At 38.9% G+C, this 20,040-nt stretch carries 22 protein-coding genes; 14 read left to right on the top strand and 8 right to left on the bottom strand.

Annotated elements, in window-relative coordinates:
- The first annotated feature begins 124 nt into the window (after nucleotides 1-124).
- From lptE to GGG_RS0114485, 5 genes are all read left to right on the top strand, one after another.
- Nucleotides 125-658: an LPS assembly lipoprotein LptE gene (gene lptE, locus GGG_RS0114505; RefSeq protein ID WP_010116103.1), complete on the top strand. Its 534-nt coding sequence runs from the start codon at nucleotides 125-127 to the stop codon at nucleotides 656-658.
- 7 nt (nucleotides 659-665) lie between these two features.
- Nucleotides 666-1,658: a DNA polymerase III subunit delta gene (gene holA / locus GGG_RS0114500; protein WP_010116101.1), complete on the top strand. Its 993-nt coding sequence runs from the start codon at nucleotides 666-668 to the stop codon at nucleotides 1,656-1,658.
- Between the two features lie 131 nt (nucleotides 1,659-1,789).
- The gene (locus GGG_RS0114495; protein WP_010116099.1) at nucleotides 1,790-3,142 is read left to right on the top strand and encodes a MacA family efflux pump subunit; all 1,353 of its coding nucleotides are present in this window, start codon (nucleotides 1,790-1,792) and stop codon (nucleotides 3,140-3,142) included.
- A gap of 2 nt (nucleotides 3,143-3,144) precedes the next feature.
- Nucleotides 3,145-5,136, top strand: a complete 1,992-nt coding sequence (locus GGG_RS0114490; protein ID WP_010116097.1) for a MacB family efflux pump subunit — start codon at nucleotides 3,145-3,147, stop codon at nucleotides 5,134-5,136.
- Between the two features lie 22 nt (nucleotides 5,137-5,158).
- The gene (locus GGG_RS0114485) at nucleotides 5,159-6,553 is read left to right on the top strand and encodes an efflux transporter outer membrane subunit (protein ID WP_010116096.1); all 1,395 of its coding nucleotides are present in this window, start codon (nucleotides 5,159-5,161) and stop codon (nucleotides 6,551-6,553) included.
- 72 nt (nucleotides 6,554-6,625) lie between these two features.
- Here GGG_RS0114485 and GGG_RS0114480 read toward each other — a convergent pair whose 3' ends face one another.
- From GGG_RS0114480 to orn, 3 genes are all read right to left on the bottom strand, one after another.
- Nucleotides 6,626-7,429: an enoyl-ACP reductase gene (locus tag GGG_RS0114480; protein ID WP_029574611.1), complete on the bottom strand. Its 804-nt coding sequence runs from the start codon at nucleotides 7,427-7,429 to the stop codon at nucleotides 6,626-6,628.
- Nucleotides 7,430-7,587: 158 nt separating this feature from the next.
- Nucleotides 7,588-8,322, bottom strand: a complete 735-nt coding sequence (locus GGG_RS0114475; RefSeq protein WP_010116094.1) for a Bax inhibitor-1/YccA family protein — start codon at nucleotides 8,320-8,322, stop codon at nucleotides 7,588-7,590.
- Nucleotides 8,323-8,811: 489 nt separating this feature from the next.
- Complete coding sequence (orn, locus tag GGG_RS0114470; RefSeq protein WP_010116093.1) at nucleotides 8,812-9,369, bottom strand: oligoribonuclease; 558 nt, start codon at nucleotides 9,367-9,369, stop codon at nucleotides 8,812-8,814.
- Nucleotides 9,370-9,491: 122 nt separating this feature from the next.
- Between orn and rsgA the strand changes: the two genes are divergently transcribed.
- The 4 genes from rsgA to secB all read left to right on the top strand — a co-directional run bounded on the left by rsgA (nucleotide 9,492) and on the right by secB (nucleotide 11,811).
- Entirely contained in the window at nucleotides 9,492-10,550 is a 1,059-nt protein-coding gene (gene rsgA / locus GGG_RS0114465) for a small ribosomal subunit biogenesis GTPase RsgA (protein ID WP_010116092.1), read from the top strand.
- 91 nt (nucleotides 10,551-10,641) lie between these two features.
- Nucleotides 10,642-11,052: a rhodanese-like domain-containing protein gene (locus GGG_RS0114460; protein WP_010116091.1), complete on the top strand. Its 411-nt coding sequence runs from the start codon at nucleotides 10,642-10,644 to the stop codon at nucleotides 11,050-11,052.
- Nucleotides 11,053-11,068: 16 nt separating this feature from the next.
- On the top strand, nucleotides 11,069-11,326 hold the full coding sequence (gene grxC, locus GGG_RS0114455) for a glutaredoxin 3 (protein WP_010116090.1): 258 nt from the start codon (nucleotides 11,069-11,071) through the stop codon (nucleotides 11,324-11,326).
- A 26-nt stretch (nucleotides 11,327-11,352) separates the two neighbouring features.
- Nucleotides 11,353-11,811 carry a protein-export chaperone SecB gene (secB, locus tag GGG_RS0114450; protein WP_010116089.1) on the top strand — a complete coding sequence of 153 codons (459 nt, stop codon included), beginning with the start codon at nucleotides 11,353-11,355 and terminating at the stop codon, nucleotides 11,809-11,811.
- A 119-nt stretch (nucleotides 11,812-11,930) separates the two neighbouring features.
- Here secB and GGG_RS0114445 read toward each other — a convergent pair whose 3' ends face one another.
- From GGG_RS0114445 to coaBC, 4 genes are all read right to left on the bottom strand, one after another.
- The gene (locus GGG_RS0114445; RefSeq protein ID WP_010116088.1) at nucleotides 11,931-12,575 is read right to left on the bottom strand and encodes an alpha-ketoglutarate-dependent dioxygenase AlkB; all 645 of its coding nucleotides are present in this window, start codon (nucleotides 12,573-12,575) and stop codon (nucleotides 11,931-11,933) included.
- Nucleotides 12,568-13,413, bottom strand: a complete 846-nt coding sequence (locus GGG_RS0114440) for a bifunctional transcriptional activator/DNA repair enzyme AdaA (RefSeq protein ID WP_010116087.1) — start codon at nucleotides 13,411-13,413, stop codon at nucleotides 12,568-12,570. The genes GGG_RS0114445 and GGG_RS0114440 overlap by 8 nt, the downstream gene beginning before the upstream one ends.
- A 198-nt stretch (nucleotides 13,414-13,611) precedes the next feature.
- Nucleotides 13,612-13,986 (bottom strand): cytochrome b562, encoded by a 375-nt coding sequence (locus GGG_RS0114435; RefSeq protein WP_010116086.1) that lies wholly within the window; start codon nucleotides 13,984-13,986, stop codon nucleotides 13,612-13,614.
- Nucleotides 13,987-14,417: 431 nt separating this feature from the next.
- A complete protein-coding gene (gene coaBC, locus GGG_RS0114430) occupies nucleotides 14,418-15,683 on the bottom strand; it encodes a bifunctional phosphopantothenoylcysteine decarboxylase/phosphopantothenate--cysteine ligase CoaBC (protein WP_010116085.1) in 1,266 nt (421 codons plus the stop codon).
- A 114-nt stretch (nucleotides 15,684-15,797) separates the two neighbouring features.
- Here coaBC and radC point away from each other — a divergent pair, with 114 nt between their 5' ends.
- Together radC and GGG_RS0114420 are read left to right on the top strand one after the other, a co-directional pair.
- Nucleotides 15,798-16,559, top strand: coding sequence for a DNA repair protein RadC (radC, locus tag GGG_RS0114425; protein ID WP_010116084.1), 762 nt, complete (start codon nucleotides 15,798-15,800; stop codon nucleotides 16,557-16,559).
- 38 nt (nucleotides 16,560-16,597) lie between these two features.
- The gene (locus tag GGG_RS0114420; protein WP_010116083.1) at nucleotides 16,598-17,509 is read left to right on the top strand and encodes a bestrophin family protein; all 912 of its coding nucleotides are present in this window, start codon (nucleotides 16,598-16,600) and stop codon (nucleotides 17,507-17,509) included.
- Between the two features lie 82 nt (nucleotides 17,510-17,591).
- Here the strand turns inward: GGG_RS0114420 and GGG_RS0114415 are convergent, their stop codons facing one another.
- The gene (locus GGG_RS0114415; protein ID WP_010116082.1) at nucleotides 17,592-18,446 is read right to left on the bottom strand and encodes a PHP domain-containing protein; all 855 of its coding nucleotides are present in this window, start codon (nucleotides 18,444-18,446) and stop codon (nucleotides 17,592-17,594) included.
- Between the two features lie 44 nt (nucleotides 18,447-18,490).
- Between GGG_RS0114415 and GGG_RS0114410 the strand changes: the two genes are divergently transcribed.
- From GGG_RS0114410 to GGG_RS0114400, 3 genes are read left to right on the top strand one after another with little or no spacing between them, the layout of a single operon-like run.
- Nucleotides 18,491-19,105, top strand: a complete 615-nt coding sequence (locus tag GGG_RS0114410; protein ID WP_010116081.1) for a septation protein IspZ — start codon at nucleotides 18,491-18,493, stop codon at nucleotides 19,103-19,105.
- A gap of 26 nt (nucleotides 19,106-19,131) precedes the next feature.
- The gene (locus tag GGG_RS0114405; protein ID WP_010116080.1) at nucleotides 19,132-19,434 is read left to right on the top strand and encodes a YciI family protein; all 303 of its coding nucleotides are present in this window, start codon (nucleotides 19,132-19,134) and stop codon (nucleotides 19,432-19,434) included.
- Between the two features lie 4 nt (nucleotides 19,435-19,438).
- Entirely contained in the window at nucleotides 19,439-19,972 is a 534-nt protein-coding gene (locus GGG_RS0114400; protein WP_010116078.1) for a hypothetical protein, read from the top strand.
- Nucleotides 19,973-20,040: the final 68 nt, after the last annotated feature.

Genomic DNA, 20,040 nt, shown 5'->3' with positions numbered 1-20,040 from the left:
GGGACTAAATGCAATAAACAAAACCCAAACAAAGCCCGTTGTCATTCAGCGGGCTTTGATTCTAAAATGTGGTGAATTTTAAATAAGTATTCCCTGACTTTTGGAATACCAAAGAGGACAAAACATGCATTTAGTTCAACGTGTTGCCGCAGTTGTATTAACGCTGGGTCTAAGTGCGGGCTTAGTCGGCTGTGGTTTTCACTTAAAGGGCACCAATGCGCAAGCAACGCCTTTGGTCTATACCAAATTGAATTTACAGCTTCCTGAAAATACAGAAGATCTCGAAAGAAAACTGAGTGTTTATTTGGCTGCAACTGGGGTACAACTCAGTAATGCCAATGATGCTTATGTACTCCGTGTACTGGACTATAAGCCTGTTCGCCATGAATTGAATGGTAAGTTGGTTGAAACTTTATTACGTCTTACCGTGACTTTCCAAATTGAAGATAGACAAGGGCATCCGATCACTGAACCACGTACATTAACAGCGTCACGTAGTTATCAATATGATGTTGCTACTGTAAACACCGATGACCAGCAGTATAACTATTTAAGCCAAATCTTGATTGATGATATTGCTCAACAAATGACGCGCCAAATTGCAGCAAATCGTCTACCAAAAGCAAAAACCACCAATATTCAACCTGCGGCGCAATAAGTTCAGTATGAAACTTGACTATTTACAAGCCTTAAAAAGAGTAGATGAAGCTCGTGGAGCTTGGATTTTATATGGTCAAGAACCACTTTTAGAACAAAATGTTTTAGATGCCTTTCGTAAAAGCTGGGTATCCCATGAAATTGAAAGACAGCGCTATGATTTAAATAGTGTTTCTGACTGGAAAAATGTATTTAATGCACTGAATAGCCTGTCTCTTTTTTCGCAAAATTTAGCAATTGAAGTCCATGGTAATATCAAACCCGATGCCAATGGACTCAAACAACTCAAGCAATATATTCAACATAATGAACATAATTTGCTTTTGGTTGTGATGCCTAAACAGGATTCTGCCAGTTTAAAGTCGAGCTTTTTCCAAACTGTTGAAGCCAATGGTGTCGTGGTTTCATTGACTGCGAATTATCCGCAAGATCGCCAACGGATTTTGTCTGTAGAAGCTGATCAATTGGGAGTTCAATTGAATCAGGATGCATGGACATGGTTAGAACAGCACCATGAACATAATCTTTTGGCAGCCAAAAATAGCTTGATGCGGGTCGCTGATACATTCCCAGATTTAAAACAGATTGAAATTGAACACTTACAACAATGTTTACAAGATCAATCTCGCTATAGCACTTTTGATTTGAGTGATGCATTACTTTCTGAAAATTTAGCATTATCGATTAAAATTTTTCAGTATTTGGTCGAATCTGGTGAACCGAATAGTTTAATTCTGTGGACGATCAGTAAAGAAATGCGTCTTTTGATGCAGTTATATGAACAACCGCAAAATGCACTTCAATTGGGAATTTGGAAAACCAAAGTTTCTCATTATCAACAAGCACTTAGACGTTTAAACCCACGTAACTTCTTGAATTGGCCTCAGCTTTTGTTGCGTATTGATGCTGCAATTAAAGGATTAAGCAAAGAAAACCCTGAACATTTGATTCAGCAGTGCATTGCCGAACTGTGTGGGAAAACATTATTTATCAACACTTAAGCTTAGGTATTACAAATATTTAAGCTTCATACAGAAAATAAGTATCATTTCTATTTATTTAAAAAATTCACGCTTTATCCTTAATTCATCATTATAATTTGATCAATTTTCAAATCATCCATTTTATCGCTATGCCAAAAATAAAACCTGCAAAAGCCATTCTAATAGCGGTCTGTGTTGCCATTATTGCAACCATCTCTTGGTTTATACTGAAACCTAAAAATGAACAACCTCAATACATTACAGCAGAAGTCAGTCGTGGAGACATCGAAGATTCTGTCCTTGCAACAGGTGACTTAGAAGCAACTAAGATGGTGAGCGTCGGTGCACAGGTTTCTGGTCAGGTCAAAAAGATGTATGTGAAATTAGGTGATCAAGTGAAACAAGGTCAACTGATTGCACAAATTGATTCAGTCCGTCAGGAAAATGAATTAAAAACCACTGAAGCCAATATTAAAAATCAACAAGCTCAGTTGGCAACTAAGCAAGCGACATTGGCCAAAGCTGAAGCAGAATATAACCGCCAAAAGAATATGTTTGCTCAAGATGCAACATCAAAAGCCGAATATGAAAGCGCTTTAGCAGCATTTAAAACAGCACAAGCAGATATTGTGGCAATGAATGCACAAATTGAACAATCACGTTTAACCCAAGCAACCGCAAAAGAAGATTTAGGATATACCCGTATTGTTGCGCCAATGGATGGAACAGTAGTTGCGATTGTGACTGAAGAAGGTCAAACCGTAAACGCAAATCAAAGCGCACCGACGATTGTGAAATTAGCAAAATTAGACACCATGACCATCAAAGCACAGATTTCTGAAGCCGATGTCATGAAAGTTGAAGAAGGTCAGAAAGTATATTTCACCACTTTGGGTGATAGTGAGAAAAAACGTTATGCAACTTTGCGTCAAGTAGAGCCTGCACCTGAATCGATCAATACTGAAACTTCAAATAGCTCTTCATCTTCTTCAAGTACAGCGATTTATTATAATGCCCTGTTTGATGTCCCAAATGATGATGGCAAATTACGTATCGATATGACGGCTCAGGTTTACATTATCTTAGCGGAAGCAAAAAATGCACTGACCATCCCAGCAGCAGCATTACAAAGTTCAAATCGTGCGCAACGTTCAGGCAATAAGAATGCGAATGCTTCAACAAGTACAACGCAATCGAGTGGAACACAAAAAAGTCAAAGTAATAAAAATGGCGCTAACAGCAACGAACGCCCTGTACGCCTACAACTGACAGCCGATGAAAAAACACTTGTTGATCAAAGTAAAGCATCTGTTGCAGTCGTTCGTGTCCTACAAGCAGATAACACAACTCAACGTAAACAAGTCCTCGTTGGGCTAAACAATCGTGTCACTGCACAAATACTTCGTGGTTTAAATGAAGGTGAGCAAGTCATTTTAGCAGATGGCTCTGATACATCGAATGATGCTGCTAAGCGTAGCAATCGTGGCGGAATGAGATTTTAAGCATGGATCATAATCATCAGATTGATCAACCTCTATTAGAGGTGAATAATCTGATTCGTGAATTCCCTGCGGGCGAATCTACGATTCAGATTTTAAAAAGTATTAATTTAAAAATTTACGCAGGTGAACTGGTTGCTATTGTTGGGCAGTCAGGCTCTGGTAAATCAACATTAATGAATATTTTGGGGTGTTTAGACCAACCCACTTCGGGTAGCTATCAAGTCAATGGTCGAGAAACCCGTGAGCTTGAACCAGATGAACTCGCACAACTACGTCGTGAATATTTTGGTTTTATTTTCCAGCGCTATCATTTATTGGGTGATTTAAATGCTGCTGGAAATGTTGAAGTTCCAGCGATTTATGCAGGCATGGACCCCACTGTAAGACAAAAACGTGCACATGAAATATTGAGTGATTTAGGTTTAGGCGAAAAAACCCAAAACCGTCCGAATCAACTTTCAGGTGGTCAGCAGCAACGTGTCTCGATTGCGCGTGCTTTGATGAACGGCGGCGATGTTATTCTTGCCGATGAACCCACAGGTGCATTGGATAAAAACAGTGGTGTTGAAGTGATGCGTATTTTACGTGAACTCAATGCCAAAGGTCATACCATCATTCTCGTCACCCATGATATGAATGTTGCTAAAAATGCGACACGTATTATTGAGATCAGTGATGGGAATATTATTTCAGACCGTCCGAATACACCTGAACATGATGATGAAATTGATATCGTTGCAGATGGTGAGCTAAAGTCGAGTCGTAAAAAATCATCGAAATGGCGTTCTGCATTAGATCGTTTTGCTGAAGCTTTCCGCATGGCATTATTGGCTATGAATGCGCATCGTATGCGAACATTTTTAACCATGCTCGGTATTATTATTGGTATTGCTTCTGTAGTTTCAGTCGTTGCACTAGGCAATGGTTCGCAAAAGCAGATCCTTAAAAATATCAGCAGCTTAGGAACCAATACCATTACGGTATTCCAAGGTCGTGGCTTTGGTGATAATTCTAAAACAGCACAGTTTAAAACACTGGTTCCTTCCGATGCCGATGCATTGTCTGAACAACCCTATGTTGAAGCTGTCAGCCCAACTGTAAATAGTAGTGTCACAGCACGTTTTAAAGAAATTGAAGCTTCAGCCACTGTCAATGGTGTAAGTAGCGACTTCTTCAATGTAAAAGGTTTAACCTTTGCATCAGGACAAGCTTTTGATAAACAAAGCGTGACTCAACGTGCTCAAGACGTTGTGATTGATTCAAATACTAAAAAAACCTTCTTTAGTGATGGTACTGATCCGCTTGGACAAGTGATTTTACTGGGTAGTGTTCCGAGCCGCATCATTGGTGTTGTAGATGCACAGCAAGGCATGATGGGAAATTCTGACAGTCTGAATGTGTATTTACCCTATTCAACCGTGATGAGCCGTATGTTAGGTCAAGCCAATGTACGAAGTATTATTGTCCGAGTAAAAGATGAGTATCCAACTGCTGTTGCTGAAAATGCCATTCTTGCTTTACTTGAACAACGTCATGGCGCTCAAGACGTCTTTACCCAAAACTCAGACAGTATCCGTGAAACGATTGAACAAACTACTCAAACAATGACTTTGCTGGTTTCTGCAATTGCAGTGATTTCACTGGTGGTGGGAGGTATTGGTGTGATGAATATCATGTTGGTTTCTGTGACTGAACGTACTCAAGAAATTGGTGTGCGTATGGCTGTCGGTGCTCGCCAAAGCGATATATTGCAACAGTTTCTCATTGAAGCCATTTTGGTGTGTATCTTAGGCGGTATTTTAGGGGTTCTGCTCTCTTTGGGTATTGGTCAGTTGATCAGCCAAATTGCCAAAGGCTCATTTCAAATGGCCTATTCAACGACATCGATCATTGCAGCATTTGTATGTTCTACCTTAATTGGTGTGGTGTTTGGATTTATTCCTGCACGTAATGCAGCACAGCTCAATCCTGTCGATGCATTGTCCCGTGAATAATCAAAGAATAAGGAAAATATTCATGCAAATGAATTTAACAAAACTTGCAACTGCCCTCATTCTTGGAAGCTCATTGGTTGGCTGTGCGGCTGTGGTTAAAACACCTTACCAAGCACCTACCGTACAAACACCGAATAGTTTTGCTTATGACAATGCGAAATCTCAGCAAATTCAAGCGGAACTCTATGCAGATCAGTGGTGGACGTTGTTTGGTGATACTCAATTGAATCAATTGGTTGATCAAGTGATTCAACGCAATGCAGATTTAGCTGTTGCAGGAATCAATTTACAAACTGCACGCTTAAAAGCTGGTTTGGCACGTGATCAGCAAGGGCCACGTGTCAGCTCAGGTGTATCGACAGGACATAGTTTTGATCTAAATTCGGGTGATGATGCTGCCAAAGGTGTATCTGTAAATGCGGGCGTCAGTTATGAATTAGATTTATTTGGCAAACTGGCACGTCAAACTGAAGCTGCAAAATGGGAGTCTTTAGCCACTGAGCAAGATTTGCAAGCTACGGGACAGACTTTAATTGGAACAACTGCAAATTTATATTGGCAATTGGGCTATTTGAATGAACGCTACAGCACGGCGCAACAAAGCTTGGCGGCAACACAAAAGACCTATGAACTGGTACGCACACAATATCGTGCAGGCGCTGTTTCAGGTTTAGACTTGACGCAGGCTGAGCAATCGGTGCAAAGCCAAAAAGCCAGTTTAAGCCAAATTGAGCAACAACGAGTTGAAACACGTACTGCTTTAGCGGTGCTATTACAAATCCCCGTGCAACAGTTGAATATTCAGGAACCTCAGCGTTTACCACGAATTAGCCTGCCGAATATTGCTGCTGGCTTACCTGCGGAGATTTTGTCACGTCGCCCTGACTTACGTGCGGCTGAATTGCGCTTACGTGAATCTTTAGCATCGAAAGATGCAACCAAAGCCAGTTACTACCCTTCGATCAGCTTAACTGGAAGTTTAGGCTCGACCAGCACTTCTTTGACCAATTTATTGAAAAATCCTGCGCTGACTTTAGGCGCGAGTCTAAGCCTGCCTTTTCTTCAATATAACGATATGAAGAAAGATATCAAAATCAGTGAATTGGACTATGAGAAAGCCATTGTTCAGTATCGTAATACTTTATATCAAGCCTTTGCAGATACTGAAAATGCACTGTCGAATCGTAGTGAATTAGACAAGCAAGTTGCTTTTCAACAAAAAAATTTAGAGCTTGCTGATAAAACGGAGCGTTTAACAGAAGTACGTTATCGCAATGGTGCAATAGCGTTAAAGAATTTATTGGATGCTCAAGAAACCACACGTAATGCACGTCTAGCCTTAGTTCAAACTAAGCAAAGCCAATACAATGCATATGTAGTGTTGATGCAAGCTTTAGGCGGAAGTCCAATTAAGTAACGATCTTAAAACGCAAAAAAAGCCCTATTAAGGGCTTTTTTATGCGGAATTTAGAATAATTAGTATAAAAACTTATTCACTATCCATCATCGATTGGCTCATACCCACAGTATTGAAACCAGCGTCGACATAAAGAATTTCACCCGTAATACCATTTGCCCATGGTGAGCAAAGGAATAACGCAGCATTACCGACATCTTCAATCGTCACATTACGTTTTAATGGCGCAATTTTTTCATTGGCATCTAACATTTTACGGAATGATTTAATACCAGAAGCAGCCAAAGTACGGATCGGCCCTGCTGAAATTGCGTTTACACGAATACCTTCAGCACCTAGGCTTGAAGCCAAATAACGTACACCCGCTTCTAATGATGCTTTTGCCATACCCATAACGTTGTAGTTTGGCATTACAGATTCTGAACCTTGATAAGTCAATGTTAGCAAACAACCTTGACGTGCAATCAATAACGGTTTTGCAGCACGTGCCATTGCGACAAAGCTATATGCGCTAATATCATGTGCAACTTTAAAGCCTTCACGGTCAGTCACATCAGTAAAATCACCATCAAGGGTATGCGCTGGCGCAAAACCAATTGAATGCACAACACCATCTAAACCGTCCCAATGTTTTGCTAATTCAACAAAAGCATTGTCAATGTCAGCATCATTTGCAACATCGCAAGGAAAGACCAATTGTGAACCGAATTGTTCTGCAAATTCATCAACACGTTTTTTTAATTTTTCATTTGGATAAGTAAATGCAAGTTCTGCACCTTCACGGTGTAATGCCTGAGCAATACCAAATGCAATGGATAATTTACTCGCAACGCCAGCAATTAAAAAGCGCTTACCTGCCAATAGTCCTTGTGCCATGAAATTCTCACTTGATAATGTTTGCATGCATAATGCCAAGACTTTGCACAGAACAAAATTGCATAATGCATCTTTTTTCGAAAGTTTACGAAATAATAAAAAATCGCGCCAATGAGCGCGATTTTTGTTTTACTTAGATTTGAATGGATTCACTCAAATTAATCATCGCCCTGAAGCAAGCTAAATAAGCGCATGAATGAATAATACATCCAAACCAAAGTTGCCAATAACGCAATACCACACAACCATTCAAAGGCTTTAGGCGCACGTTGTGCCGCAGCAGATTCAATTAAATCAAAATCAAGAATCAAGTTAAGTGAAGCAATAACAGCAACAAATGCAGCAAAACCAAGACCTAACCAGTTACTTTCAAAGATGAAAGGAATGCTTGAACCAAAGGCTAAACGCATCACAAACTGCACCACAAAAACCAATGCGATGGCAATTGTCGCAGACATCACAACTGATTTAAATTTCTCAGTCGCACGAATAATTTGGAATCGATATAGCCCAAACATTACCAAAGTGGTTACAAATGTTGCTAACAGGGCTTGTAATGGCACACCTGGAAATTTCATTTGGAAAATAACAGATATACCACCCAAAAATGCGCCTTCAAAGAAAGCATAAGGGATTGCTAAAACACGTGCAGTATTCGGTTTAAAAGTGGTAATTAACGCCAAAATCAAGCCACCAATTGCACCAACCATTGCAGCAGCGTAGGCAATACCAATATTTAAGGTACTAAAACTATAGAAAAAAATCCCTAAACCAAGTACAGCTGCAATCACAGTCAATAAAACTGATTTTTGAATTGCACCTTGTACGGTCATAGGTTCTGCATAATCCGCATACGTTTCCGCACGCGTTAAAATTGGGTTATTACTTTGCATAGTCAATCTCTTTGTAATAATTCAAATATAAAAGGATATTAAAACGTTTTATGTGCAAACAATTTGAATTGCTTGCTATTTTTTGTAACGCATCATAAAAAATCATTGGAATGAGTATAACTTAAAAATGCAAAATGAAAAGTGATTAAAAAAGAGGCTAATCAAGCCTCTTTATACACTGACATTAGGGTCTGTTGACAATTCGTCTATGTTTGCGACTATGAGTGTTTTTTAGACGATACTAGGCGTGAAATACGAAATTTAGTCATTCTAAATAAGTAGTTCACAACAACGTAGCGTCAAAAAACACTCTAGTCCCGAAGGGTTGTGGCTAAAATTATCTCAGCCTTCGTTATGAAACTTGAAAATAGTCTCGCTATTCTCTTCGTTTCATTCCTCGTCTGCTCAATTTTAGCTTACAACGCAATCCATTTATGAAATGTCAACAGACCCTAGTCATTTAAAAATAATTAAATTAAAGCTTAATTATCAATCTTGATTCGTAATAAAAAAATACTGACGATAATATTTGAGTTCTGCAATCGAATCACGAATATCATCCATAGCCAAATGCGAAGCATTTTTCTTTAAACCACTCATAATTTCAGGACGCCAGCGTTTTGCTAACTCTTTTACAGAAGATACATCCAAATTACGATAATGGAAAAATTGTTCAAGTTCAGGCATTAAACGATGCATAAAACGGCGGTCTTGGCAGATCGAGTTACCGCACATTGGTGAAGTTTTTGGATTCACCCATTTTTTCAAAAACTCGATGGTTTGCTGCTCAGCATCTTGTGCAGTGAGTTTACTACGACGTACACGTTCAATCAGACCTGATTGACCATGTTGTTTGGTATTCCACTCATCCATTGCATTTAGAATTAAATCAGACTGATGCACAGCAAGTACTGGCCCTTCCGCTAAGATATTTAAATGATCATCGGTTACAATGGTTGCAATCTCAATGATCTTATCGTTATCTGTATCCAGACCTGTCATTTCAAGGTCGATCCAAATGAGGCGGGTATCAGCGGTGCTGCTCATATAATGCAATCTTATTCGGTTATAAAATAAGAATAGTAGCAAATTTCTAGCATCTTCGCTGTAATTCATTCGCCCATCATGTTATTTTTGCCTTTCAATATGCATGGTTTTTTAGGATATGAATGGCTTTAATTCGTAAACGTCGTTTAACTGAACAGCAACAACGTCGCATTCAGAAACAACACAAAACACGTCAAGAAGAAATCGACACGTCAAATGACCTTGAAGGTCTTGTTGTTCAACATTATGGACGACAACTCGAAGTACAAGCACTTTCAACTCCAAGTCATCATCCTGAAAAACCACAAGTCAAAACTGGCGAACCTGAACCTTTTTGGAAACCGATTGAAGTGGGTAGTGTATGGCGTTGTCATACGCGTACCAATTTAGAATTATTGGTAACTGGCGATAGGGTCAAATGGCAAGCTGACCCAAATACAGGTTTAGGCATTATTACGGCGATTCATCCGCGTACTTCGCTTTTGACCCGACCTGATCGTTATCATAAAGTTAAACCTGTGGCTGCAAATATTAGCCTGATTGTGATTGTTTTTGCTGCTTTACCTGAACCTGCACCGACTTTAATTGATCGCTATTTAGTGGCGTGTGCAGATGCCGATATTCCTGTTTTATTGGTATTGAATAAATCTGATTTACTCAAAGAAAATGATCCAATTTTAGCTTTGCTGAAAGAATATCAAGATTTAGGTTATGAAGTTTTAATCACCCAAGCTGAAGGTGATCTGAGTGAATTAGCACAACGTTTAGACAATGAAACGGTTGCCTTTGTCGGTCAATCAGGTGTAGGTAAAAGTTCATTGATTAATATCATTGTTCCAGACGCAGCACAAAAAACCAATATTATTTCTGAAAACTCAGCATTAGGACAACACACCACCACTTCTACACGTTTAATTCGTTTTGGGGAAAATGGTGCGTTGATTGATTCTCCCGGAATTCGTGAATTTGGACTTTGGCATTTAGATTTAGAAAAAATCGATGCAGGCTTTCCTGATATTGGCAATTTCTTAGGGCATTGCCAGTATCGAAATTGTACACATACTCATGAAAAACAATGTGCGCTTAAAAGTGCCGTTGAAAATGGCGATATTTTAGCCAGACGATTGGACAGTTATTTGCGATTAATTGAAGAAATCACTGATGCGCAACAAAAAAGTTAAATTTCTTTAGATCTAACCTTGAAGCGGTGATTTTGATCACCATATATATACGCTATACTCGACACAATTTTTGATTGTAATTAGGTGACTTGTGGAACGCTGGCTTGAGTTTATGGGGAATCACCCCTTCTTATTTGGTATTTTAGGGGTACTCATTGTTTTGTTCTTTATTTTTGAAGGACAACGTAATGGTCGTAAAATTTCACCACAATCATTGGGTATTTTAGTCAAAGCTAAAAATGCCATGCTTGTTGATTTACGTGATGCTAAAGATTTCCGTGAAGGTCATATCAGCGGTAGCCGTAATATTCCATATAGCCAAATTTCAAGTCATATTGAAGAGTTAAAAGCTGCAGACCGTCCAATCGTGTTTATCTGTAACTTAGGTCAAGTTGCAGGTACAGCATTGCAACAGGTTGGTCATGCGGATAGTTACCGTCTTGATGGTGGTATTAGCAATTGGAAAGCTCAAGGCTTGCCATTAGTTAAAGCTAAGAAATAAGCTAAAGGAGTTCAACATGACCGCTGAAGTAAAAGTTTATTCAACAACTTTCTGCCCATATTGCGTACGTGCAAAATCTCTACTTGAGCGTAAAGGGGTTGCTTTTACCGAAATCAATCTCGATCAAGAAGCACCAGAAGTAAAGGTTGAGCTGATGCAAAAAACCCGACACCGCACAGTGCCACAAATTTTTATCAATGATCAATTCATTGGCGGTTTTGACCAGCTTTATGCTTTAGAAAAAGATGGCAAACTCGACGAATTACTTGGTTAACACACGAAAAATTGAAGGAATAAATAATGAGTGAAGAACAACAAGCTCAACCACAACTTGCTTTAGAACGTATTTACGCTAAAGATTTATCTTTTGAAGTACCTGGGGCTCAAGTTTTTACAAAAGAATGGCAACCTGAGTTGAACATCAACTTGTCTTCTGCTGCTGAAAAAATTGATGACACGCATTTCGAAGTATCTTTAAAAGTTGTTGTTCAAGCGAATAATGCTGGTGATACAGCATTTATCGTAGATGTAACACAAGCAGGTATTTTCTTGATCGATGGTATCGAAGAAGATCGCCTTCCTTACATCTTAGGTGCTTATTGCCCAAATATTTTATTCCCTTTCCTTCGTGAAGCGGTGAATGAACTTGTGACTAAAGGTAGTTTCCCTCAATTGCTACTTACTCCAATCAATTTTGATGCAGAGTTCGAAGCAAATATGGAGCGTGCTCAGGCCACTGCTGCTGAAGGTCAAGCTTAATTTCTTAGATTCTCAATCTGAGATTAAGTTTGAAAAGACCGCTTTATGCGGTCTTTTTTATTACGGATGGAAAGTGTTCTCAATTTTAGTACGAAATCGTGAATTTATCTTTTATTCTCCTACTCAACAATCGTTCTAAAGGTCAGATTAACACGTGCGGTAAATACCTTTTTTGTCGGCGCTAAACGATGTAACCAATACGTTTGAGTCACATCTTTCATCACTAGTAAACTGCCATGCGCTAAGAAAATTTCAACTTTTTCCTTACTTTGCTTATGTTTAAAAGAAAATTTACGTTCCGCACCAAAACTCAAGGAAGCAATTGCACCATTCTTCTTTAAATCCGTTTCTCCATCACTATGCCAAGCCATACCTTCAGCACCCGTATGGTAAAGATTGAGTAAACACGAATTAAAACTTTCACCCGTTTTTTGTTCAATGATTGCTTTCAGTTCTAATAATTCAGCTGTCCAAGCGAGCGCATATTTTTGCGTATTCGAATAGGTATACTCAAATGCTTGATCGCCATACCAAGCCACTTTTCTTTTCGTAGTAATGGTTTTTCCAAAAATAATGGCTTGATCATGTTGCCATGCAATTGTCGCCAACAATCGTTCTAAATAATAATTGGCTGTGATCTCATCAAAAATTTTACCGTAATAATTCACCGTACCATCTTGGGGTAACAGATTTGTATTTGCATGGATTTGTGGATGACATAAATCTAAACTGATCTGTGATGATTTTTGCTCAGATTTACTCATAACAATGCCCTACTTCCCAGCCAATCATTGCAGTTTTACGATGACGTCCCCAATGATATTCACCTAAAGCACCTGTCGCCTGAATCACACGATGGCATGGGATCAAGAATGCAACTGGATTACTGCCAATGGCTGTGCCTACAGCACGAGAAGCTTTGGCATTGCCGATCTGCTCAGCTAAATCACCATAACTGACTAATTGTCCCGCTGGAATTTTCAATAAACTTTCCCAAACTTTTAGCTGAAAATCCGTTCCTTTTAAATGGAGTTTTATTTTCGGTAATGCCTGCTCATGTGAATTTACATGTACGTTAAACGCAGACAATGCATTGTTTTGCAAATCATTTTCACCTTCAACGAACTGAGCATTGGGAAATTTTGCAACAAGTTGTTGTAATGCTAGATCTTTATGGTCTGCAAAGGTAATTGCACAAATTCCCTTTTGAGTAGACGCAATGAAAACCTGTCCAAATAAAGTTTCTGCAAAACGATATTCGATAACCAATTGCGCACCACCATTTTTATATTCAGCAGGTGTCATTCCTTCGATTTGAATAAACAAATCATGCAAACGACTTGAACTTGATAAGCCTGTATCAAATGTAGCATCTAAAATTGAATGATCATGTTCAAGAATTTTCTTGGCATGTTGTAAGCTAATAAATTGCAAAAATTTCTTTGGACTCGTTCCAGCCCATTCAGTAAATAAGCGTTGAAAATGTGCAGGACTTAAATGAACATGTGCAGCTACTTCATCTAAATTAGGCTGATCCTTAAAATTTTGCTGAATATATTCAATTGCTTGAGCGATGCGTTCAAATTGTAATTGCTTTTGCATATTGATATACCTATTTATCTACTGTGAATCATTAGCCTAGCAATAGAATGTTTGAAATGAAATCCAGATCATGCGCTATTCACATCATCAATCAAGCCATTTGAAAATATGTAGAGGCTTTGAATTTATAGATGATATGGAGATTAAATAACAAAAAACCGCAAATCTATGCGGTTCTTAAAACACGAATATTCACAATCAATGATAAATCTTATGGCCCTGATCACGAATCTCAGCGATCTTTTTACCTTCCATCTTGGCATGATCTAAATGACCACCTTTCACTAAAGCTTGTGTCTTATCAATCTGTGCAATCAATTGATCAAACAATTGTGTAGATGTTGGCGCACTTGCATCACCACGACCTTTTAACTTCACTTTTTTTGCATCTGTTGCAGCAGCTCGCATATTGTCTAGGGCTTTATTCGCATCGGCCGCATTGGTGGTTTGATTAAACGCTTTGTAGTTTTTGCCTAGCGTTTTCATGTTTTGTTCTAAGTCTGCTGCAAAACTCATTGAACTCATCGTGAATGCAGAAACGAGCATAACGGTGGCTAAAGTTTTTTTGATCATCGTGATCATCCTTTAAAACTGTGGCTATTGTAGATTAGGGTTTATTATCCATTTTCAGTGTTAAACATAGTTTAAAACGGCAAAGAATAGCAATTAAAAAATGCAACGAATTCGTTGCATTTTCATTACTTCAATCTCTCAAGTAATATCAATCTGTAAAATTAATTTACACCAATATTTCTTTCAAATTAACTAAATACAATGAAATTATTTTTTTCATCAACTAAAAACACGGTGATGCTATCGCGTTAAGCGGCATAGATGTCGCCGTTGAGCGGAGGTACAGGACGTACTTCTCGCTCAATAAAGGATTTTTGTAACTTTTGATCCTGCAAAAGTTAAAGATTGCCTACACAAATTAACTTAAACTTTTCAATATTAAATACGGCAGTACATACCCTATATTCATTAAATCTTTTAGATTTAAATGCTTAAACAGGCTCAATTTCATGGTGCAAAGCGTCATGAATCGCTTCAACCAATTGTTGTGCAATATCCTGTTTAGATGCTTTCTCCAAATCACGCTTTTCCATTTGATATTGCTCAGCAAAGAACACGACCATTGCATTTTGATCCGAAGCAAAACCAATATCTGCACGAGAAACATCATTACACGCAATCATATCCAATTTTTTCGCCACTAATTTCCCAGCAGCATATTCTTCAACATTACGTGTTTCTGCTGCAAAACCAACCATGAATGGGCGTTTATCTTGTTGTGCAATCGTCGCCACAATATCAGGGTTTTTCACAAGTGAAACGTTCAGCTCATCGCCTGCTTTCTTGATTTTATGCTCTGAAACTTCCGCCACACGATAATCCGCCACGGCAGCTGTTGCGATGAAAATATCACAGCCTTCTTCAAGCTGATGCATACTTTCATCGAGCATTTTAATCGCTGAAGATACATTGATACGACGTACACCATTAGGTGTTTCTAAACTTACAGGCCCTGCTAATAAGGTAACTTTTGCACCTGCGCTATAACATGCCGCTGCAATCGCAAAACCCATTTTCCCAGTACTGTGGTTTGAAATATAACGTACAGGATCAATGGCTTCACGTGTTGGTCCCGCAGTGATTACCACACGTTTCCCTGCCAGTAAGCCAAATTTTTCAGCAATTGCACGTTGTGCTTGATGAAAATAATTTTTGACTTGTTCTGCCAAATCCTCAGGTTCAGGCATACGCCCTAAACCTACATCACCGCATGCTTGCGAACCTGCACCAGGCATAATCACATGTACACCATCTTCAACCAATGTATTTAAATTACGTTGTGTTGCTTTGGCTGCCCACATCTGCTGATTCATTGCAGGTGCAACCCACACAGGCGCTTTGGTCGCTAAATATAAAGTGCTGAGTAAATCATCCGCCAGACCCGTTGCAAACTTGGCAATGGTGTTACAGCTTGCTGGTGCAACTAGAATTAAATCTGCCCACCGTGCTAATTCGATGTGCCCCATCCCAGCTTCTGCTTCAGGGTCTAATAATTCGGTATGCACTGAATTTCCAGACAACGCTTGAAATGTAAGTGGCGTGACAAAAGACTGTGCGCCTTTGGTCATGACCACACGGACATTAAAGCCATAGTCTTTTAAACGGCGTACCAAAATTGCACTTTTATAGGCAGCGATACCACCCGTAACAGCGAGAATAATGTTTTTATTAGAAAATACACTGAGATCGAAACTCACGATCAGGCCACCTTTCTATTGCAGTGGCGCTCACAATATCATTAAATAGCGCATCTCCCAAGCGCTGCAAGGGAGAAAAAGCAAAAGTAAAATAAATTATAAATGTGAAGAATAATGAATCATTCAACCTCAAAACCAGCACCTACTTCCAACAGTAACCATTCCATCAAGCAATGGCCTGAACAAGAACGCCCTCGTGAACGTTTGCTCTTACAAGGTGCGGAGAGCTTATCTGATGCAGAACTATTGGCGATATTTCTAAGATCAGGCTCAAGACAACATTCTGCTGTTGAATTAGCACGTCTTCTCATCCAACACTTTGGTCATTTAAATGCCGTTTTTGATGCATCACTGGATGAATTAAGACAATTTCATGGTATTGGTGATACCAAGTATTCACAGCTCATGGCAGTGAAAGAGTTAGGCCGACGTTATTTAAAACATCATTTAGATCAAGGCTTAGATCTAAGTCGTTCAGATTTAATTCGAGATTATTTAAGATATGAGTTAATTGGAGAAAATCAGGAAGTGTTCGCCGTGCTATGTTTGGATAGCCAATTACGTAAACTCAGTTTTAAAAAATTATTTTTTGGTTCAATCAATTATTGTAATATTTCGATCAACCAACTGTTGCGCTATGCCATTCAAAAACATGCAACCTATATTGTCATCGCACATAATCACCCTAAAGGATTAGCAAATCCTTCACGTGAAGATTACAACTTAACCCAAGAAATTTTAAAGGCCTGTCAACTGCTTGAAATAGAGTTATTGGATCATATGATTATCGCTTCTGAACGCAGTTATTCCTTTGCAGAGCATGGCTTGATCAAATCGAAGACTTTCCCTGCGATTGTTATTGACAAGTCCGAATGAAGCAGTGAAGATCACTAAAAAATTATAGACTCAAAAACATGATTGTCCGCGAGCAAAACGACACCTTTAAACTACTATTCTCATGGCGAGGCACAATTTTACCCAAAGTTTTGCCGCCACTCGGCTTTGTGATGCTGATTTCTGCCATCGTTGGTGGAATTGAATATACGGATATCTATCGCTTTCCTGAACTTCCTTTAGTGGGATTCACTTTAATTGGTGTTGTACTGTCTATTTTTTTAGGATTTAAAAATACCGCATGTTATGACCGTTGGTGGGAAGCACGTAAACTTTGGGGTATGTTGATTGCCAATGCACGCCATTTTGATCGTGATTGCCGTATTTTCCCACAAGGTCGTCGTGAACGCATCATTCAACATGTTATTGTTTATGCAAATGTTTTAAGAGATCGTCTACGCCATCAAACCGCTACACCTGATGCTTTAATCGAAACCAGTGGCATGAGTCAGCAAGCCATCACCCAATTGTATCAACAAGCCAATGCACCACAATACACGCTCAGTTTGATTCAATGGGAGCTTATGCAAGCACTTAAAGAAGGTGAAATTTCCGATATTATTTATACGCAACTGAATGAGCATGTAAATGAGTTAAGTTTGGTTCAAACAGGTTGTGATCGAATTGCAACCACGCCTTTACCTTTTGCTTATTCAGTTTTGTTAAATCGTACTGTGTATTTTTTCTGTTTTATGTTGCCATTTAGCTTAGGCTCTTTATTGGGTTTAGCGACGCCATTATTGGTGGGCATTTTAGCTTATACGTTTCTTGGGCTAGATGCTTTAAGCACTGAAATTGAAGAACCTTTTGGTACACAAAGTAATGATTTACCTTTAGATTCAATGGTACGTATGATCGAAATTGAGCTATTGGGTACTTTAGGAAAACCAACCCCGCCACCGATTCAGGCGCAGGATCATAATTTATTGTAAATTTAGAACTTATTAAAAATTACTCTCATCCTCTCTCCATTTAGGACAGAGGATGAGAGTAATAAACAAAAAGAAGAAAATTTTAAATAACAAAACTTTCCCAAATACCCACTTGCCCTTCTTTTACTCGTGGAATACTGCCTAATTTAATCCAAGGCATATTATCACCATGAAAATCACTTCCAACAGAAACCTTTAAATTAAACTGTTCAATCAAACGATCCACCATTTGACGAGTCGAAGTAGATTCTATTGCAGGCGGCAATTCAATTGCATCACCACCATGTTGAGCAAATAGTTCAATCAAATAGCGAATATTGGTCGCTGATAAGTCATAACGCGTTGGATGCGCTAATACTGCAAAGCCTTGACTATCATGAATCACTTGAATCGTTTCAGCTAAACCTAGACCATCAAATTTCACATAGGCTTTTTTGCCTTCTTTAATATATTTATCAAAAGCTTGCTGAGGACGCTGTACCATTCCCTTTTCCACTAAGGTTTTGGCAATATGGGTACGAGTAATACGGTCAGGTTCACCATCCACCTTTGCCACAACATCTGCATAAATATCCTGATGAATTAAAGGGATAAGTAAGTCACAGATCTGTTTCGCACGTTCTGCACGGATTTTTTTTTGTTCAGCTAAAAGCCGTTGTAAAGGCTCATGGTTTTGCATATTGAGTGCCACAATATGCACCCCATAACTCTTCTTGATTGAAGGTCTAGACCACTGGCTGGAAATTTCTACACCAGAAATAATTTGAATTGGTTGATTTTTTGCAACTTGTTCAGCTTGTATTAAGCCATCCATGCTATCGTGGTCCGTCAATGCAAGCGTATGGATGCCTTTTTCAAGCGCAGCCTGCACCAATAACTCGGGAGTCATAGTTCCATCAGAAATATTACTGTGAGTATGTAAATCTACGCCTTGCATCTTTTATACTATCCCATTCACTTGAACAGACTAGATACTTTAACATGAAAGCACTCTTAGACTTTGTGCCCCTCATAATTTTCTTTTATTTGTATAAAACGGTCGATCCTAAAAATACTGATCATCCATTATTACAACTGATCGGATCGGCAGGTGGCGTAAACAACAATAATATTCTAGTCGCAACAACTGGTCTCATTATTTCAATGTTAGTTGTTTACGGTGCTTTATTTGTTTTCCAAAAATTCCGTTTAGATAAACAACAGTGGTTTGTTTTATTTATGACTGTGATCTTTGGTGGAATCACTTTAATGCTGAGTGATGATTTCTACATTCGCCTTAAAGCAGCAATCTTGAATTTAGCTTTTGCAGGTGCATTTCTTCTTTCGCCTTATTTTGGTAAGGATAAAAAACCGCTCATTCAAAGATTATTTGGTCCAGTCTTAGATTTAACTGAAAAAGGTTGGAAAAATCTTAACTTCGCGTGGGCTGCAATGTTTATTGTGATGTCTTGCTTACATGTTTTCTTTGCTTTTTTATTCGCTGGTGGAAAATATTGGGGCGAATTTACAGCATTTGGTGACATGATCGTGATGTTTTCCTTTATCATTATCCAGTTTATTATTTTGCGTAAACACTTTAAGTCTACTGACGAATAATGTGTTTAGCCGATTAGAGAAGTGAAATGCCTTTATTCTTAATTACGTGTACCGACAATGAGGGTACAGTAGAAAAACGTCTTGCAGTGCGTCCACAACATTTAGCACGTTTAGAAAAATTAGATGCTGAAGGACGTGTTATCGTTGCTGGAGCAATGCCAAAAGATCGTGAAAATCCACAAGCAGGTTTTTATGGAAGCACCATGATTCTTGACTTTGAAAGTCGTGAAGCCTTGGATGAATGGTTACAAGAAGAACCTTTCTTAAAAGAAGGGATCTATGGTCATATTGATGTTAAACCATTCAATAAAGCATTGCCTAAAGGATAACAAGATGCGCGTTGTAGTCCAAAGCTTACTTGGTTTTACTTTACTCAGTTCTTCCATACTTTTACCAACAGTATCGGCTGAGCCCGCTCCAACAACTGCCCCTGCAACTCAAACAACGACTGCAACGCAAGCTTCCCCAACGAATCCAGCTGTTGTCGCACCACCTAAGCCAAGTATCATTTCTGCGGTTGCTGGGGCCAATTCTAATATTCAAGCACAGGCATTGGTGCAAGAAAATAAACCATTAACTGCCGAACAAATTGTCAAAGAAAAGGCTTCACAAGAAGCGAAAGTTAAAGCCTTAGTCAAAGATCAAGCGACTCGTTTACAACAGCTTGAGAAAGCCAATCTTGAAGCATTATCACAAAACCAAGAACTGCAATTAAAGAACGATAATTTGGGCGTTCAAGTTCAAGTTTTACAAAGCGAACAAAGTGCACAAATGTTTTTATACGGCGCGGCAACCATTGCTGTCGGCGTACTTTTGGGCTTTCTAATCGCCAGTTATATTTATACCAAACGTCGTCGTCAGTGGTAAGCCGCTGACGTTTCCCTTCTTATTTCATATTCTATTTTCTATTCTTTTCTACATTTAGGATTCATAGC

The organism is Acinetobacter sp. P8-3-8 (genome assembly GCF_000214135.1).
In the GTDB taxonomy this organism is placed as follows: Bacteria; Pseudomonadota; Gammaproteobacteria; order Pseudomonadales; family Moraxellaceae; genus Acinetobacter.
This window is presented reverse-complemented; position numbering and strand designations above follow the sequence as displayed.